Source organism: Achromobacter sp. SD115 (genome assembly GCF_017355315.1).
Taxonomy (GTDB): Bacteria; Pseudomonadota; Gammaproteobacteria; order Burkholderiales; family Burkholderiaceae_B; genus Achromobacter; species Achromobacter xylosoxidans_B.
The window spans coordinates 257,388-274,862 of sequence record NZ_JADIJM010000007.1 but is presented as its reverse complement, the minus strand read 5'-3'; the positions used below and the strand labels follow the sequence as shown (position 1 = coordinate 274,862).

General features: G+C 68.7%; 17 protein-coding genes. 6 read left to right on the top strand and 11 right to left on the bottom strand.

All coding sequences use genetic code 11. The annotated features are described in order from the left end of the window. Positions 1-3: 3 nt before the first annotated feature. The 5 genes from IPU70_RS13060 to IPU70_RS13040 are packed head-to-tail and all read right to left on the bottom strand — an operon-like array spanning position 4 to position 4,603. On the bottom strand, positions 4-606 hold the full coding sequence (locus IPU70_RS13060; RefSeq protein WP_207467806.1) for an amino acid synthesis family protein: 603 nt from the start codon (positions 604-606) through the stop codon (positions 4-6). Positions 607-655: 49 nt separating this feature from the next. Then, complete coding sequence (locus IPU70_RS13055; protein ID WP_207467804.1) at positions 656-1,141, bottom strand: VOC family protein; 486 nt, start codon at positions 1,139-1,141, stop codon at positions 656-658. Between the two features lie 20 nt (positions 1,142-1,161). After that, positions 1,162-2,202: a glycosyl hydrolase gene (locus IPU70_RS13050; protein WP_207467797.1), complete on the bottom strand. Its 1,041-nt coding sequence runs from the start codon at positions 2,200-2,202 to the stop codon at positions 1,162-1,164. Between the two features lie 29 nt (positions 2,203-2,231). Next, positions 2,232-3,026, bottom strand: coding sequence for an SDR family NAD(P)-dependent oxidoreductase (locus IPU70_RS13045; protein ID WP_207467795.1), 795 nt, complete (start codon positions 3,024-3,026; stop codon positions 2,232-2,234). A gap of 29 nt (positions 3,027-3,055) precedes the next feature. Continuing rightward, entirely contained in the window at positions 3,056-4,603 is a 1,548-nt protein-coding gene (locus IPU70_RS13040; RefSeq protein WP_207467793.1) for an acetolactate synthase large subunit, read from the bottom strand. A gap of 220 nt (positions 4,604-4,823) precedes the next feature. On the opposite strand from IPU70_RS13040, the gene IPU70_RS13035 reads away from it, so the two are divergent. Then, positions 4,824-5,588, top strand: coding sequence for an IclR family transcriptional regulator (locus IPU70_RS13035; RefSeq protein WP_242702462.1), 765 nt, complete (start codon positions 4,824-4,826; stop codon positions 5,586-5,588). Positions 5,589-5,615: 27 nt separating this feature from the next. Next, the gene (locus IPU70_RS13030) at positions 5,616-6,458 is read left to right on the top strand and encodes a TlpA disulfide reductase family protein (protein WP_207467791.1); all 843 of its coding nucleotides are present in this window, start codon (positions 5,616-5,618) and stop codon (positions 6,456-6,458) included. Positions 6,459-6,469: 11 nt separating this feature from the next. Here IPU70_RS13030 and IPU70_RS13025 read toward each other — a convergent pair whose 3' ends face one another. Genes IPU70_RS13025 through IPU70_RS13010 form a run of 4 tightly spaced genes read right to left on the bottom strand, consistent with a single transcriptional unit; the run spans position 6,470 to position 10,908 of the window. Continuing rightward, a complete protein-coding gene (locus IPU70_RS13025) occupies positions 6,470-6,793 on the bottom strand; it encodes a zinc ribbon domain-containing protein (protein WP_207467789.1) in 324 nt (107 codons plus the stop codon). Next, entirely contained in the window at positions 6,790-7,938 is a 1,149-nt protein-coding gene (locus IPU70_RS13020) for a thiolase family protein (RefSeq protein WP_207467787.1), read from the bottom strand. The genes IPU70_RS13025 and IPU70_RS13020 overlap by 4 nt, the downstream gene beginning before the upstream one ends. After that, on the bottom strand, positions 7,935-9,248 hold the full coding sequence (locus tag IPU70_RS13015) for an MFS transporter (protein ID WP_207467785.1): 1,314 nt from the start codon (positions 9,246-9,248) through the stop codon (positions 7,935-7,937). The genes IPU70_RS13020 and IPU70_RS13015 overlap by 4 nt, the downstream gene beginning before the upstream one ends. Positions 9,249-9,285: 37 nt before the next feature. Then, positions 9,286-10,908 (bottom strand): ATP-dependent acyl-CoA ligase, encoded by a 1,623-nt coding sequence (locus IPU70_RS13010; RefSeq protein ID WP_371818934.1) that lies wholly within the window; start codon positions 10,906-10,908, stop codon positions 9,286-9,288. An 80-nt stretch (positions 10,909-10,988) separates the two neighbouring features. On the opposite strand from IPU70_RS13010, the gene IPU70_RS13005 reads away from it, so the two are divergent. Continuing rightward, positions 10,989-11,888 carry a LysR family transcriptional regulator gene (locus IPU70_RS13005; protein WP_207467781.1) on the top strand — a complete coding sequence of 300 codons (900 nt, stop codon included), beginning with the start codon at positions 10,989-10,991 and terminating at the stop codon, positions 11,886-11,888. A gap of 34 nt (positions 11,889-11,922) precedes the next feature. Here IPU70_RS13005 and argC read toward each other — a convergent pair whose 3' ends face one another. Next, positions 11,923-12,855, bottom strand: coding sequence for an N-acetyl-gamma-glutamyl-phosphate reductase (argC, locus tag IPU70_RS13000; protein ID WP_207467780.1), 933 nt, complete (start codon positions 12,853-12,855; stop codon positions 11,923-11,925). A 132-nt stretch (positions 12,856-12,987) separates the two neighbouring features. Between argC and IPU70_RS12995 the strand changes: the two genes are divergently transcribed. After that, positions 12,988-13,881, top strand: a complete 894-nt coding sequence (locus IPU70_RS12995; protein ID WP_207467779.1) for a LysR family transcriptional regulator — start codon at positions 12,988-12,990, stop codon at positions 13,879-13,881. Here IPU70_RS12995 and IPU70_RS12990 read toward each other — a convergent pair. After that, positions 13,867-15,654, bottom strand: a complete 1,788-nt coding sequence (locus IPU70_RS12990; protein WP_207467778.1) for a chloride channel protein — start codon at positions 15,652-15,654, stop codon at positions 13,867-13,869. The two genes, IPU70_RS12995 and IPU70_RS12990, sit on opposite strands and share 15 nt — an antisense overlap. An 80-nt stretch (positions 15,655-15,734) precedes the next feature. On the opposite strand from IPU70_RS12990, the gene IPU70_RS12985 reads away from it, so the two are divergent. After that, positions 15,735-16,187, top strand: a complete 453-nt coding sequence (locus tag IPU70_RS12985) for a MarR family winged helix-turn-helix transcriptional regulator (RefSeq protein ID WP_207467777.1) — start codon at positions 15,735-15,737, stop codon at positions 16,185-16,187. 92 nt (positions 16,188-16,279) lie between these two features. After that, on the top strand, positions 16,280-17,440 hold the full coding sequence (locus tag IPU70_RS12980) for an HPP family protein (RefSeq protein WP_371818930.1): 1,161 nt from the start codon (positions 16,280-16,282) through the stop codon (positions 17,438-17,440). The last annotated feature ends 35 nt before the right edge of the window (positions 17,441-17,475 follow it).

Below are 17,475 nucleotides of genomic sequence, written 5' to 3'. Positions count from 1 at the left end.
CCTTCAGCAGAGTCCGTCTTTGCCCTGGATTTCGCTGGCGGGGATGCCGCCCAGGCGCGCATGCAGGCGGCCGCGGGTAGCGAAGGCGAAGGCGATCAGCACTTCGTCGCGGTTGGGCGCGTCGCCGAACAGCGCGCTCACGCTGTCGTAGTGCGAACGGACATAGAGCGCGTCCTTGTGCGCCAGCGGAATGTCGATGACGGTGCCGGGACCGCCGCGCTTGCCGGTGGACGGGACCCAGGCCTTGCCGCCACCGAGCGCCGCACGCACGGGTTCGGCAAAGATGGTGGTCAGCAGCGCGTTGCCGTGCTCGTACTCGCCGTCCGTGCCCACCACGCAGGCCTTGCCGTAGCTTTCCAGCGGCTGGCCGCCAGCGGCTGCGATGACGCGCCGGCCGAATTCCTCGCCCAGCATGCCCGAGGGTTCGACGTAGGCCGACAGGTCGCGCTCGAAGCGGCCCGCATAGGGGTTGTGCAGCGCCGCCGCGACGACGATCTTGCGCAGCGGTTCGCCGTCAGCCGGTTCGCCGGTCTCGGTGGCCAGGGTGTCTTCGATCTGCAAATACCATTTGCGGATGCGGTAAGGGCCGAAGTTGGTGTTGCTCATGGATGCTCCAGAAAGTGTCGGATCGGGAATGGATGCGCCGAGCGGGCGCTCAAAGCGGTTCCAGCGTCATCGGGACGCTGGGCGCGTTGTGGTCGTGCAGGACCTGCTTGCCCTCTTCGTCGCCGTGCACGGTCTCGCAGAAGAATTCGAAGCGGTGGCCGTCGGGATCGGAGAAATACAGCCCGTAGCCCACCTTGTGGTCGGTGATCTTCACCACCTCAACGCCCTTGGCCAGCAACATGCCGTACAGGCGGCGCAGTTCGTCCACGTCACCCTCGATCTCCAGGCCGTAGTGCTGCATGTTGACCGGGCCGCGGGCGGGCTCGCCTTCGGCCGCGCGGATCAGGGCGATGTCGTGGTGCTTGCGCCCGAAGGACAGGAACACCCATTGCTCGCCGCGCGCCGTCTCCTGCATGCCCAGCACGGATTCGTACCAGGGCGCCGAAGCGAAGGGGTCCCGCACGAACAGGGCCAGGTGGGTGCGCGCGATGCGCGGCCGGCGGTCTGCCGGCGCAAGCGTGGTATTCGTGGACATGGCGGTCTCGGGCTTGGGTATCAGTTGATGGACTGGGGATGCGCGGTCACGGGCGCGGCGTACGGCGTCCAGGCCACGGCGGTGATTTCGCTGAAATCGCGCCATTCCTTGAACCAGCTGCGGCCGCCGTCGGTAGAACGGAACAGATGGCCGTACTTGGTGCCGGCAAAGGCCAGCCGCGGATCGGCGGCGTGCACGCCGAAGGCCCAGAAGGTGGAATTGGGCGCCGTGTGCAGCAAAGCCGGCTGCCAGTTGCGGCCCCGGTCGGACGAGCGGTAGATCTTGCTGCGCGTGCCGGGCGTGCCGTCGCCGATGGCCAGCAGCAGCGTGTCGGGGTCGTCCGGCAGCGCCTGCACGGTACGGGTGTAGTACATGCCATCGAAGCGCGACTTCGACGCCACGCCGTCCCAGCGCCGGCCGTCCTCGCTGAGATAGACGGAGTTCACGGTCAGCACCATGGCCGTCTTGGGCGCGCTGGCCGTGGCCGGCAGCACCGCAACGCAATGGATGTCGGGGTTGGCGATGGCGTCGGCATTGCCCTCCTCGTCCTGGCGCGACCAGTTGTCGCCGCCATCGCGGCTGTGCCAAAGCCCCCCTTCCTCGACCCCGAACCAGACTTCGCGGCCATCGTCCGGATCGACGCAGACCGACAGGATGCGCGGGCGGTTCACGCCGCGGCAGAACTCCGGCAATTCCGGCGACAGCCGCTGCCAGCTGGCGCCGCCGTCCACCGAACGGAACATGGCGGCGCGCGACGGCGCGCCAGTACCCGCATACATGCGCCGCGGATCCTTGGCATCGATGGCGATGGCCCAGACGGTCATGCCGTTCATCGGGCTGTCGACCCGGGTGAAATGCGCGCCGCCGTCGGTGCTGACGCACATGCCAACGTCAGCGCCGGCAAACACGCGGCGCGGGTCGGCCGGGTCCACGGCCAGGCTGCGCACCGTGCCGTCGAACTCGATCGCTTCCTTCAGCCCCAGGCGATGCCAGGTAGCGCCGTCGTCCACGCTGCGCAGTATTCCTTGGCCAGCCGTGCCGACCAGTATCGTGCCTTGCATATTCAGACTCCCGAACAAGAATCAGCGGTTCAAAGAAAGATGCCGCGCGTGATGCCGCCGTCCACCCCCAGCGATTCGCCCGTAATGGCCCCTGCCCGCGGCGATGCCAGGAACAGCACCGCGTCGGCGATCTCCGCCGGCTGCAGCACCCGGCGTATGGGCGTGGCCTTGGCATAGTTGGCCTCGACCTGGGCGGCGGTCAGTCCCTGCCTGGCGGCTTCCTTTTCGTACAGTTCGTGGATGTGGGGCGTCTCGACCACGCCGGGATGGATCACGTTGACCGTGATGCCGTGCGGACCCAACTGGTCCGACAGGGTCTTGGTCAGGTGGCAGATGGCCACATTCCGCATGCCCGACAGCTGCTTGCTGCCGCGCCCGGTCAGGCCGCCGATGTTGACGATGCGGCCGAAACCGCCCTGGCGCATGTGCGGCGCCGCGGCCTTGGCGCAGCGCATATAGCCCACCACCTTGATGTTGATGTCTTCCAGCAGACCCTCGGGATCGGCCTCGTCGATCTCGCTGCGCACCAGGCCGCCGGGATGGGCGGCGCCGTTGACCAGAATGTCGATGCGGCCAAAGTGTTCGGCCACGCGCTGCATCATGGCGTTGACCTGGGCCGTGTCCGACACGTCGGCGGCCACGCCCAGCACTTCCACGCCCGTGGCCTTGGTGATCTCGGCGGCCACCTCGTCCAGCTGCGCCTGGCGGCGCGCCACGATGGCCACGCGCACGCCCTCGGCCGCCAGCGCTTCCGTCACCGCGCGCCCGATGCCCAGGCTGCCGCCGGTGACCACTGCGACTTTCCCCTTGAGTTGCAAGTCCATGCTTTGAAGCTCCTTGTATATGGCGGCGCCTACAGCGCCATCTCGATCAGGACCGGTCCCGGCTGGCGCAGCGCCGACTCCAGCTGCGCGGCTAGTTCTTCCGCAGTGGCGGCGCGGCTGGCCTGTACCCCGTAGCTGGACGCGAGCCCGACCCAATCGATGCGCGGGCGGTCCAGCGACGTCAGTTCGGCGGCGCGTTCGCCCAGCACGGCATTGCCGCGGCGCAGCTCGTTGCGCAGGATGGCGTATTGGTGGTTGGCGGCGATCAGCACCGTGACCGGCAGGTTTTCATGCGCCAGCGACCACAGCGTCTGGATCGTGTATTGGGTGCTGCCATCCGACAGCACGGCCACCACGCGGCGGTCCGGGCAGGCGATCGCCGCGCCCATGGCGACGGGCAGGCCCTGGCCGATGGCGCCGCCGGTATTGGTCAGCACCGTGTGCGGCGCGGCGCCGGCGGACGCGGCGTACAGCGGATAACCGCAGGTGCCGCCCTCGACCGAGACGATGGCGTCATCCGGCAAAGCGCGCGCCACCACGGCGGCAATCGACTGCGGCGTCAAGACGCCCGGGACGGGCTCGGGGAGCATCGCCGCGGCGGGCGCAAAAACAGGCGCACCCGCCAGCTCGGCCAGCGCTTCCAGGCGCGACGCGGCATCCTGGCCAGGCGCCGCCAGCTCCAGCAGGCGCTCCGCCGGCACCAGCCGGCTGGGGTGGCCGGCATAGCCGAAGTAGGTCACCGGCGGCAGCGCCCCCACCAGCACCACCAGATCGGCCGCGTCCAGCGCGGCGCGTGCCGGTTCCGGGAAGTACGGCAGCCGGTCGAAGTCCGGCAGGCCCCGGCCGCGCTCCGATCTGGCGGGGAAAGTCTCGGCGTAAGCCTTGCCGCCCAGCGCCGCGCACAAGCGGGCGGCGGCAATCTGCGCGCGGCGGCCCAGGCCGCTGGCCGGCCCGCCCCCGCCCAGCAGGAACAGCGGGTTTTGCGCCCGGCTCAGCCGCTGCCATGCGCTGGCGGCGTCGAAGGCCACAGGTTCCGAAGCGGCCTCGACGGCAGCGACATCCGCGGGCTCGTCCACGACGCTTTCCGCCTGGAAGTCCGCCGGAAAGATCAGCGTCGCGCCCTGGCCGCCATCGGCCAGGCTGGCCCGCACGGCGGCGCGCGCCGCGCTGGCGGCGTCCTGGGCGGACGCGATGCGTTCCACCCAGCCCGATACCGGACGGGCCAGCGACTCGATGTCCGAGGTCAGCGGCGCGTCGCACTCCAAGTGCCAGCTGGCGTGGTCGCCGATGATGTTGACGATGGGGGTACGGGCGCGGCGCGCGTTGTGCAGATTGGCGATGCCGTTGGCGAATCCCGGCCCCAGATGCAGCAGGGTCGCGGCCGGCTTGCCGGTCAGGCGGCCGTAGCCATCGGCCGCGCCGGTGCAGACGTTCTCCTGCAGGCCGACGACGCAACGCATGCCGGGCACCTCCTCCATGGCCCGCACCAAGTCCAGCTCGGTCGTGCCGGGATTGGCGAAACAGACTTCCACGCCCTGCTTGCGCAAGGCCTCCAGCAAGACACTGGCTCCGCTCATGATTACCGCCTCCTTTTTTTGCTACTTTATCGTAATTTGATAAATGTGCAATTTCTTTTGGCGGATTGATGCCTGATAATTTATTAGAATTATCTATTTGATAGTTCTGCGCGGATCTTCTATACGCACGCATGCGCGCCGCGCGCGGCGCGGCGATTTGCCAATACGCGCCCCTTGGTGCACCCTCGCAGCACGTCAGCTTTCCCCACACCTCGCACCCATGAACAGTCTTCGCCGCATGCTCGATGTCCTGGACCTCTTTCAGCCCGACCGGCCGGTCCTGGACGTCGACGCCATCTGCCAACTGCGCGGCTACGCGCCCGCCACCGCCTACCGCTACGTGCGCGAACTGTGCGCCTGCGGTTTGCTGGTGCGCCTGCCCGCCGGCTATGCGCTGGGGCCGCGCATCATCGCGCTGGACCTGCAGATGCGGGAATACGACCCCATGCTGACCGTCAGCCGCGACCTGATCGAGGAACTGTCCGGCCAGACCGGGCTGGACGTGCTGCTCAGCGCGCGCTATGACGACAAAGTGATCAACGTGCATCAGCAGCCGGGCCGCAATACCCAAGCCTTGAATTTCGGCCGCGGCCGCTTCATGCCGCTATTGCGCAGCGCGACCGCGCGCGTGATCCTGGCCAATCTGGGGCCGCGCCAGTTGCGGCGGGTGTACGACGAGCATGCGCAGTCGCCTGACATGCAGCGGCTGGGGCCCGACTGGAAAGCGTTTTCCCGCGCCATGCTGCAGGTGCGCAAGGCCGGCTACTGCGTATCGTCGGGGGAGCTGGATTCCGGCAAGACCGGTATCGCCGCGCCGATCTTCGATGAAGAGAACCATGTGCTGGGCAGCATCACCATCATCGGCGCGCAGGACGCCTACGCGGCGTTCCGCGAGGACTATCTGGCCGGCCTGATACTCCGCGCCGCCACGGAAATCACGCGCCGCATCGCCCAGGCGCCGGCCAAGCTGCAACATGCGGCCTGATCCTCAACGCCCGCCGCAGGCACTTTCATGACGCCCGCCATCCGCATCGGCCCCCTTGTCTTTCCCTCGGAGCTGCTGGTTCTTATCGTTGCCGCCGCCATCGGATTGCTGGCCGCCAAGCTGTTTACCCGCAAGCAGGCGGCCGCGACCATCGCGCCGCCCGACACCGGCGCGGTGCTATGGCGCGCGCTCATCATCGGCCTGATCGTCGCCCGGCTGGGTTTCGTCTGGCAATACCCGGCGCATTTCCTGGAGAACCCGCTGCGCATTCTGGACCTGCGCGACGGCGGCTGGGCCGGCATGGCCGGGCTGACCGCGGCCTGGCTTTATACGCTGTACGCAGCGCTGCGCCGCAAGGCGCCCCGGCCCGCCCTGCTGGGCGCGCTGACGCTGGCAAGCGTGGTCTGGATAGGCGGCGGACGCTGGCTCGCGCCCACGCCCCAGGCGCAACCCGAACTGGCCGAGCTGGTCCTGCATCAGTTGGACGGCGGGCCGGCCGGACTGGCGGCCTATCAGGGCAAGCCCACCGTCATCAATCTGTGGGCGAGCTGGTGCCCGCCCTGCCGCCGCGAAATGCCCGCCTTCGCCGCGGCGCAGGCGGCGCATTCCGGCGTGAATTTCGTCTTCCTGAACCAGGCCGAGGCCCCGCCCGACGTCACGGAGTTCCTCGCACAGCATGCGCCGTCCCTACGCAACGTGCTGCTGGATCCCGCAGGCGCGGCCTCGCGCCAGATGAGCAACCGCGGCCTGCCCGCCACGCTGTTCCTGGATGCCCAGGGGCGGCTGGTGGACCTGCGCGTGGGCGAGCTGTCGGCCGCCTCGCTGGCCCAGCGCCTGGATGCGATCCAGGAGCCGGCCAGCGGCGATTGAGGGGACACCCTTCAGGTTTGCGGCTCGGCCGGGACACGGGCCCAGGGCAAAGCCTGCCCATCCATATCCCGTTCGAACAGCGACAAGCGCTGGCCTGCCTGGACGGGAGATTCTTCCAGGCGCACAACCAGCACCGGTCCCGCAGGCAGCGCCCGGACGGTCGCGACTACCGTGGCAGGCGCGCCGTCCCTGGACGGCAACACGGTCCAGGCCTGCAGCTCCGCATGTTCGACCGCAGTTGCCCGCGCCTGATCATCGCCGCAAGCCGGACACCACAAGCGGGCGGGATAGACCAGATGGCCGCAGCTGCAACATTGGCTGACCTTGATGCTCATGCTTCCTCCCGGGCCAACACCGCGGCGTTGGCGCACATGCCGTAGCGCAACTGCACCATGCCGTAGCCGGTGGCTACGCCATGGCGCGCGCCGCGCACCTGCCGGTCGCCCGCCTGCCCCAGCAGTTGACGAGCCACCTCGACCAGGCCATGCATGCCGCCCGCCGTGCCGGCTTGCCCCGCGGACAACTGACCGCCCGCGGTATTGACCGGCAAGTCGCGGCCAGCCAGGCGGCGCGCGATGAATCCCGGCAGATCGTCCGTCCTGGCGAAACCCAGATCGCATAGCTGCGCGAGCGCCATGGCGGGATAGTCATCGTAGACACTGACTACGTCCATTTGCTCCGGCCCCAGGGCCGCGCGCTGCCAGAGCGCGAGCGCAAATTCGGCGATACCGGTCTGCAGCCCGTCTCCTTCCTGCTGGTCACCGTTATAGCGGGCATCGCTAGCCAGCAGCCTGACGCGGATCCCCGCCGGACGCGCGCTCAACACCAGCGCGCAAGCGCCGCTGACCACCGGCACGCAATCCATGCGCCCCAAGGGAGGCGCGACCATGGGCGCCGCCAGGTACTGTTCCAGGCTCAGGGGCTGGCGATACGCGGCATTCGGATTCGCTGCCGCCCATTGCCGTTGCGCCACGCACAGCGCGCCATAGTCTTCCCGCGTGAGCCCGGTCTGCGCCATCTGCCGTTGCGTAAGCATGGCGAACAAGGGGTTCGGGCCCTCGCAGCCCAAGGGACTGAGATAGTCGCGCGCGCTGCGGTTATAGCCGCGCACCAGTCCGGCGAAATCGGCCCCGGTGAAATGGTCTCCCGCCACCAGCACGATCGTCTCGGCCTGCCCGGCTTCCAGCGCGAGCCAGGCCTGGCGCAGCAGATTGATGGCGCTGGCGCCGCCCATCTCGTCCTGCATGCACCAGTTCAGCCGCAGCCCCAACTGCCACGCCAGATCGATGGCGCGGTCCGGACGCAGCGTGAACGAGGCCACGCCCAATCCGTCCACGCGATCTGGCGCCAACCCAGCGCTGCGCAGCGCCTGGGTGATCGCCTCGGCCATCAGGCCGGCCGTGCTGATCATGGGACCGGGATGGCGCAGGGCGGGCGTTTCGCCCACGCCGATGATGCCCGGGCCGCGGGCCGCGCTCACGCCGACTCCTCGCGCGGCGGTTCGCGCGTCAGCAACAAGGTCAGCACGGTAACCGCGGCCATGCCCACCAGGAACCACGCCACGGGCGTCGCCGATTCATACTTACGCAATAGCGCCATGGCGATCAGCGGCGACAAGCCCCCGGCGAAAACAGAGGCAAGTTCGTGCCCCAGCGCCAGTCCCGTGTAGCGGACTTCCGCGGGGAACAGTTCGGCGAAGTACGCCGGCTGGGTCCCGATCATGGCGGCATGGCACACCGTGTTGCCCAGGAAAAACGCCAGGAAGATCCACATCGGCTCCTTGGTCTGCACCAGCCAGAAGAACGGAAAGGCCACCAGCACCAGGCCGGCCGAACCGATCAAGTACACCGTGCGCCGGCCGATCCGGTCGGACAGGTGGCCAAACCAGACCAGGGTCCCCAGTTCGATGAACATCGACACCAGCACGCCGCCCAGCATGACGTCGTTGGGTATGCCAAGGAACTTGCCATAGGCCAGCGCGAACGCCAGGAAGATGTACGAGCCGCCGTTCTCGGCCACGCGCAATCCCATCGCGGTAAAGACCTGGCGCGGATAGCGGCGAAACACTTCCACCGCCGGCATGCCGCGTTTGGCGGTCTTGGCGGCCTGCACGAATTCATCGCTTTCCGGGATGTGCTTGCGGATGTACAGGCCCACGCCGAAGATCAGCACGCTCAAGAGAAACGGCAGGCGCCAGCCCCAGCTCATGAAGGCCTCCTGCGGCAGCTGCTGTGCCAGCATGAAGACACCCGATGACAGCACGAAGCCGCCCGCCACGCCCAATTGGCTGAAGGACGAGAAGTAGCCGCGGCGCTTGCCCCCGACCGCCTCGCTGATCAGCAACACGCCGCCGCCCCACTCCCCGCCCGCAGCCGCGCCCTGCAGGATGCGCAGCACCACCATGGCCACCGGCGCCCAGAAGCCCACCTGATCGTAGGTGGGCAGCAACCCGATCAGGAACGTGGCCGCGCCCATCAGGCCCAGGGTCCACTCAAGCGCCAGCTTGCGGCCGTAGCGGTCGCCGATATGGCCGAAGATCACGCCGCCCAGCGGCCGCGCCAGGAATCCCACGGCGAAGCCTGCAAAGGCCCCCATGGTGCCCAGCAGCGGATCGGTGCCCTTGGGAAAGAACAATTCGCCGAACACCAGCGCCGCCGCCGTGCCGTAGATGAAGAAGTCATACCATTCCATCGCGTTGCCTGCGACGGAGGCCATCACCACGCGCCGCGTGCGCTTTCTGCGCGCATCGTCGCCAGCGGCCGCGGCCGCCCCCTTGTATGCCATCGTCATTGCCGCCCCTTGTATGTTTTGAATGGAACCATGGCGCTCAGCGCGCCACGCGATAGCCGGCGGCGTCCCGGTCCCAGGCGTCGCCAGTGATACCTTCATCCCGCAACTGGAACTTGCGGATCTTGCCGTTCTCGGTGCGCGGCAGATCGCCCAGCACGCGCAGATAGCGCGGCACGGCGAAATACGGCATGCGAGGCTGGCAGAAATCAAGCAGCGACTGAGGCGGGACGGCCTGCCCGGCCTTGTAGACCAACGCCGCCATGACCTCGTCCTCGGCCAATTCCGAACGCACCGCGTAGACCGCCACGGCGGCAACCGACGGATGCGCCAGCAGCACCTGCTCCACCTCGTACGAGGAAATGTTCTCGCCGCGCCGGCGGATCGCGTCCTTCATGCGGTCCAGGAAGCGGAAGTAGCCGTCCGCGTCGCGAACCACGCGGTCCCCTGTGTGGAACCAGAGGTTGCGCCATGCGTCCACCGTCTTGTCGTCCATGCCGAAATAGCCGGTGGCGATGGCGAACGGCATGCGCGCGCGCAGCAGCAGTTCGCCCGGCGTGCCGTCGGGCACTGCGGCGTCGTGCTCGTCGGCCGCCATCGCGTCGAATTCGGGCGCGGCGCGGCCCATCGTGCCTGGGCGCTGTCCGGCCAGCGTGCCGCCCAGCGCGAAATTGGTCTCGGTGGAGCCGTAGCCTTCCAGCAGCGCGATGCCGGTGCGCTCGGCAAACGCCGCGTGGAAGCGTTCGGGTACTCCTGGCGCCAGCGCAATCCGCGCACGGTGGCGCCGTTCGGCCGCGGCAGGCGGCTGCGCCAACAGCATGGGCACCATGGCGCCCAGCAGATAGGTCACCGTGGCGCCCGTGGCCTCGAGCCGGTCGAAATAGCGGCTGGCGGAAAAGCGTTCATCGCAGACGATGGTCGCGCCCGTGACCAGGGCCTGGAAGCAGGCGTTCAAGGCATTGGTGTGAAACAGCGGCAGGCTCGTGTAGAGCACATCGCTGTCGGTGATTTCCAGATTGCGCGCGGCGATCCTGCCCCACCAATAGAACTGCGCTTGCGGACAGCACACGCCCTTGGACAGGCCGGACGTGCCCGAGGTGTACAGGATGGCCAGGGTATCTCCCGGCCCGACGTCGGCCGCCGGCGGGAGCGGCGTGTCCGGGGCAGGCGGCGGCGCGCTGGACGGGACCGGGAGCGCGTCGGCATCCCCGTCCAGCAGCCAGATGCGGTTCAAGGCCAGGGACTGCGTGTCCAGCGCCGCCAACGCGGGACAGGACGCGGCGTCGGCCACCAGCAACCGGCAACCGCTGTTGGCCAGGATGTGCTGCAACTGCATGCCGCGCGACGCCGTGTTGATGGGCACCACCACCGCGCCCAGCCAGCCGCAGCCCAACACGATGGACAGGAATTCATGCCGGTTGCCGGCCATCAAGCCGACCCGGTCGCCCCTGGCGACGCCGGCCGCGATCAGGCGCGCGGCCCACGCCGCCGCATGATCGGGCGCATCGCCATAGCGCAGCGAGCCGCCCGGCGCCTGCACCCATGTGCGTTGGCCCCAACGGGCGCCTTGTTCCAGCAACAACGACGGCAGTGTCAACGCATGCATGGCGGTGCTTCCCCTGTGTTGCGGCCATTGGCAAGCGTTGCCCCAGCCTTTTGAAATTAGTCTAGGAATCAACTATTTATATGTCAAATTTATGGATATTATTTATCTTATAAATCAGGCTGATATGAGAGGCATGCATGGACTTCGATCTGAACCTCATGAGGGTTTTCCTGACCGTGCTGCACGAGCGCAGCGTCACCCGGGCAGCGCAGCGCCTGAACCTGACGCAGCCCGCCGTGAGCTACGCGCTGGCGCGTCTGCGCGAAAAGTTCGACGATCCCTTGTTTGCCCGCACCGCGTCCGGCATGCAGCCCACCCCGGTGGCGTTCGCCCTGGCCGAGCCCATCGAACGCGGCATGAACAGCTTCGCGGAAGCCGTGAGCCTGCGGCAGCGCTTCGAGCCAGCCAGCAGCACCCGGCGCTTTCGCCTGTCCATGTCCGATATCGGCGAAATGGTGTTCCTGCCGTCCCTGATGGAACGCGTTCACGCCTTGGCGCCGCGCCTGCAAGTCGAGGTATTGGAAATTCCATTGGAACGGCTGCCGCAGGCGCTCAAGGAAGGCGAGGTCGATCTCGCCATCGGCAACCTGGCCGGGCTGGGCAGCGAAACCTGCCATGCCGAACTGTTCAGCGAGCGCTACACGTGCATGGGACGGCGCGGCCATCCGGTTTTGTCGGCCGGCCTGACGCGCAGCCAGTTCAAGCGGCTGGACCACATCCTGGTAGCCTCCCGCGCCAGCGCCCACCGCTTGCTGGACGACGTGCTGAGCGAGGCCGGGCTGCCGCGCCGGCCGTATCTGACCTTGCCGCATTTTTCAGCGGCGGCCGAGATCGTGCGGCGCACCGATCTCACCATGACCTTGCCCCTGCGGGCGGCGATCTGGTTCAACCGGGACGACGCCTTTCAGATACGCCCATTGCCCATCGCCCTGCCGCCGCTGTCCGTGACCGTGCATTGGCACGCGCGCTTCGAAAGCGACCCCGGCACGGTCTGGCTGCGCCGCCTGGTGGTGGAGACGCTGGCGGACCCTGCGTAAGCCAGAGCTGGCCACGCAGGCTCTTACCGCCGCGCTACCTGATCGCGGCCAGCATCAGGTCCAGGTTCTGCACCGCCGCGCCCGACGCGCCCTTGCCCAGGTTGTCGAACACCGCCGTCAGCAGCACCTGCCCTTCCCTGGCATTGCCATAGACCGCCAGGCGCAGATCGTTGGTGCCATTCAAGGCCTGCGGATCCAGGTGGGTATGGGCGGCCGCCTCCTGCGGCGCCACCACCTGCACGTGCCGCGCGCCCTCGTAATGCTGTTGCAGGCAGGCGTGCAGGCGCTGCATGTCCACGCCCTCAGGCAGCAGGCGCAACTGCAGCGGCACCGTCAGCACGATGCCCTGGCGATAGGCGCCATAGGCCGGCACGAACACCGGCCGCTGCGTCAGGCCGGCATGGCGTTCGATCTCCGGCGTGTGCTTGTGCGCCAGGCCCAGCCCATAGAGCTGGAACGCCGGTCCGCCAGCGCCGTCCGCGGCCTCGTAGGCGTCCACCGCGGCGCGGCCGCCGCCCGAGTAACCCGACACCGCATGAATCACCACGGGATAGTCGGCCGGCACCAGCCCCGCCCGCAGCAGCGGACCCAGCAAGGCGATCGCCCCCGTGGGATAGCAGCCGGGATTGCTCACGCGCCGGGCCTGGGCGATCAGCCCGGCCTGCTCCGCATTCATTTCCGGGAAACCGTAGACCCAGCCTGCCGTCGTGCGGTGGGCGGAACTGGCGTCTATCACCCGGACTGCGGGATTGACGATGGAAGCGGCGGCCTGCCGGGCGGGTTCGTCGGGCAGGCACAGGATGGCGATGTCGCAGCCGTTGATGGCCTGCGCGCGGCGCTGCGGATCCTTGCGTTCCGCCTCGGGCAGCGTCAGCAGCCGCAGGTCCGCACGCCCATGCAGGCGTTCGTGGATCTGCAGGCCGGTGGTGCCCTGGTCGCCGTCGATGAAAACTAGAGGATGAGTCATGGCGCTTGCGTCCTGGATCAAAAGGGAGCGCCGGAACGTTCCGGGCGCAGGACCTCATCATCGGTCTGGATCGTAGATAACAAAAGTCGAATATCATGACTATCCAATTCAGCTTTCCTGAACGAGACCGCCATGCGTGAAATCAGCCTGGACCGCCTGCGCACCCTGGTCGCCATCGCCGACCTGGGCTCGTTCGCCGACGCGGCCCGCGCGCTGCATCTGGCGCCGCCCACCATCAGCCTGCACGTGGCCGACCTGGAGGCGCGCATCGGTGCGCCGCTGCTCACGCGCAAGCGCGGCCAGGTCCGGCCCACCTCCATCGGCGAAACCCTGCTGGAGCGCGCGCGCCGCCTGCTGGCCGACGCCGACCAGGCGCTGGATGACGTGCAGCGGCAGGTGCAGGGGCTGGCCGGACGCGTACGGCTCGGCGCCTCCACCGGCGCCATCGCCCATCTGCTACCGCAGGCCCTGGAAACGCTGGGGCGCAATCATCCGGGCATCGACGTGCAGGTGGCCGTGCTGACTTCCCAGGAGACCCTGTTGCGCCTGGCCGACGGCTCTCTGGATGTGGGGCTGGTGGCCCTGCCCCAGCCGCCGCTGGAAGGCCTGGTGCTGCGCCCGTGGCGGCGCGACCCGGTCATGGCCTTCCTGCCCGCAAGCTGGAAGGCGCCCGCGCGCCTGACCCCAGCCTGGCTGGCCGGACGGCCGCTGATCCTGAACGACGCCAGCACTCGGCTGTCGCGCCTGACGGGGGAATGGTTCGCCGCAGCAGGCCTGAATCCGCGTGCCCGCATCCAGCTGAACTACAACGACGCGATCAAGAGCCTGGTAGGCGCGGGCTACGGCGCCACCCTGCTGCCGCACGAAGCCACCGCGCCGCAGCCGGATCCGCGCATCGAGATGCGCCCGCTGCGGCCCGCGCTATGGCGTCCGCTGGGCATCGCGCACCGCGCCGGGCAAGTGGAGCAAGCCACCCGGCACGTGCTGGACGTGTTGTGGGAACTGCGGGCCTCATCGGCCCGGTGAAGGCGTGCGGCGGAAGTAGGCGTTGCGCTGGCTTTCCTCGCGCAGCCGGCGCGCGCGCGAGCGGAACAGGTCCTTGCGCCCCACGATGCCCACCAGCCGGCCGTTGGCCCGGTCCAGGATGGGCACGCGGCCCGCACCGGTCAACGCCATGCGGTCGGCGATCTGGCTTGCCAGCTCCTCCGGATGACCGTACACCAGGTCGCGGCCTTGCAGCGCTTCCCCCAGCGTGCGTCCGGTCTGCTCGTCATCAATCGCCCAGGCCAGGGTGTCGGCGCGCGTGACCTCGCCCACCACCACGCCTTGCACGTCCAGCACCGGGTAGCTGGTATGCACCGGCTGCGCCGTCGTGAAATGCGCGATGGCCTGCGCCACCGTCCAGTCGGCCGGCAGGGTCTCGACCGGCGCGGTCATGACCTGGCTGACGCGCAGCAGGTCGAAGGGATCGACGCGGTACTCGCGGCTGATATGGTGGCCGCGCCGCGCGATTTTCTCGGTCAGGATGGATCGTTTCAGCAGCAGCACCGTGACCCCGTACGCGAACACGCAAGCCGCCAGCACCGGCAGGAGCGCGCCCATGTCGCCGGTCAGCTCCACCGCGAACAAGGTCGCGGTGAGCGGCGCGCGCATGGTGCCGCCCATCATCGCGGCCATGCCCAGCAACGCCCAGAAGCCCGGATCGGCCTGGGGCAAAAGCGGCGTCGCCAGCGCGCCCAATGCGCCGCCGAATATCAGCAGCGGCGCCAGCACCCCGCCCGAGGTCCCCGAGCCCAACGCGATGGACCAGATGATGACCTTGACCACCAGCAGCAGCAACACGGCCTGAAACGCCAGATCGCCCGCCAGCAGATGGCGGATGTTGTCGTAGCCCACGCCCAGCGCCGCCGGCTCGATCAGCCCGCCGATGCCGATGACCAGGCCGCCAAAGGCCGGCCACCACATCCAGTGCAGGGGCAGTTTTTCGAACAGGTCCTCGGCGGTGTAGACCATGGACGTCAGCACGCCCGAGCCCAGGCCCGCCAGCACGCCCACGACGGCGCAGGCCAGCAGATGCGCGGGCGTGAACGGCAGCGCGCCGGCGTAGGCGAAGATCGGCCCGGCATCCAGCACGAAAGCGCGCGTGGCCGCCGCCACCAACGCGGCCATGGCCACCGGCAGGAAGCTGCGCGGCTTCCATTCGAACAGCAGCAGCTCGACCGCCAGCAGCACCGCCGCCAGCGGCGTGGCGAAGATGGCCGTCATGCCCGCAGCGGCGCCGGCCACCAGCAGGGTCTTGCGCTCGCCGTCGTCCAGGTGGATGGTCTGCGCCAGCAGGGAACCGATGGCGCCGCCCGTCATGATGATGGGTCCCTCGGCGCCAAACGGGCCGCCCGTGCCGATGGAGATCGCGGAAGACACCGGCTTCAAGACCGCCACCTTGGGCTGGATGCGGCTCTTGCCGATCAGGATGGCCTCCATGGCTTCCGGAATGCCGTGGCCGCGGATCTTCTCCGAGCCATAGCGCGCCATCAGGCCAATGATGAGACAGCCCACGACGGGAATGGCGACCGAGGCCAGCCCCAGCTGCCCCGTCGTGATCGGCATGTCCGCGAACGAGAACTGGTGGTGATAGGCCAGGTTGGTGCATAGCGCGATCAGGCGCAGCAAGGCCCAGGCCGCGGCCACGCTGGCCAGGCCGACCGGAATGGCCAGGCCCATGAGCAGGACCACGCGCTTGTCCGTGGTGAAGTCGCCCAGGCGCAGCGCGGCCCGGGCAGAGGAAGAAGTGGGAGGCATGTTCGGAGGGAGGAAGAATCCCGCAGGGATTTGCGAAATGTCATATATATCGTATCACGACATATATTAGAATCGGTCGGGTGAAACAGCCCCCGCCCCCTCCCCAGTTGACCGCCACGGACTACGAACTGCTGGCCGACTTCCGCTACGCGCTGCGCCGCTTTGCCGCTTTCAGCGAAAACGCCGCCGCCGGCCTGGACCTGATGCCGCAGCAGCACCAGGCCCTGCTCGCCATCAAAGGCACCCGCAAGAGCACGCCCAGCCGCCGCGGCCTGTACGTGGGAGAAATCGCCGAACGCCTGCTGATCCGTCCCCACACCGCCGCCGAACTGGTCGGCCGGCTGGCGCGCCTGGATCTGGTCAGCCGCGAAGCCGACCCCGAGGACGGCCGCCGCGTCGAAGTGGTGCTGACCGCCCGCGCCGAGCGCATGCTGGAAGACCTGTCGGCCTCGCACCTGGAAGAATTGCGCGCCATGCGCCCGCTGCTGACGCGCCTGCTGACCCGCATCGGCGACGACCCCGGCGACGCCTGAACCCCGCCCGGCTGCATAAGCTTATGCAGCGCCGCCAGTCCCCGCGTGATAAATTGTCGCCCCGCGACATATCGATGCGCGAGGAGATCGTTTTGGGTGTAGCAATAAAGCGCTGGCTGGGCTCGTTCGCGCCAGCGCCGGTGGGCGTCAACGGACGCGAGAAACTCTACGGCGTGCTGGGCGCGCTGCTCGGCCTGTTCTGCACGGAATGGGTGGGCCGCCACGCGCTGGGCGACGCCAGCCCCTGGTTCATCGCTCCCATGGGCGCCTCCGCGGTGCTGCTGTTCGCCGCCCCCGCCAGCCCGCTCGCCCAGCCTTGGTCCATCATGGCCGGCAACCTGGTATCGGCCCTGATCGGCGTGTTCTGCGCCCAATTCATCCCCGTGCCTGGCGTCGCGGCCGCCGCGGCGGTGGCCCTGGCCATCGGCGCCATGTTCTCGCTGCGCTGCCTGCATCCGCCCAGCGGCGCGGTGGCGCTGACCGCCGTGCTGGGCGGCCCCACCGTCGCCAGCCTGGGCTACGGCTTCGCGCTGTGGCCGGTGGCGCTCAACTCCGCCATCCTGCTGTGTATCGCCGTGGTCTTCAATGGCGCGCTCAAGCGCAACTATCCGCGCCGCCACGCCGACCCGGCCGCGGGCCACAACACGCGCGACCTGGCGCCCAGCGCCCGCCTGGGCTTCAGCCTGGCCGACCTGGACGACGCGCTCACGCAGCGCGGCGAGCTGCTGGACATCAGCAAGGAAGACCTGGAAGAAATCGTGCTGGCCGCGGAAATGCGCGCCAGCGTGCGCCGCTTCGGCGACGTGCATTGCGCCGACATCATGTCGCGCGACGTGGTGACGGTGCAGGCCCAGGACCCGCTGGACTACGCCGTGCGCCTGTTCGACAAGCACCGCCTGCAAGCGCTGCCGGTGCTGGATCCGGCCGGCCGCTACGCCGGCATGCTCAGCCAGGGCGACGTGCTGGCGCGCCGGACCCGGCTGGCTGCCGTCGCCGCCGAGACGGACGGCGCGCCCGACCTGCTGGTGGCCGATTGCATGCGCAGCGAAGTCCCCTTCGCCACCCCCGGCCTGCCCGTTATCGAGCTGGCCCGCCCCATGTCGGACAGCCTGCACTGCGTGCCGGTGCTGGATGAAGCGCGCAACCTGGTCGGACTGGTGACGCAATCGGACCTGGTGGCGGCGCTCTACCAGATCGCGCTCGCGGCCAGTTCGCAGACGCCGGACCCGGCCGCCCAACGGTTGGCCGCCTGAGCGCGGCCCCTCCGTAGCCCTACGGATTCCTGCGC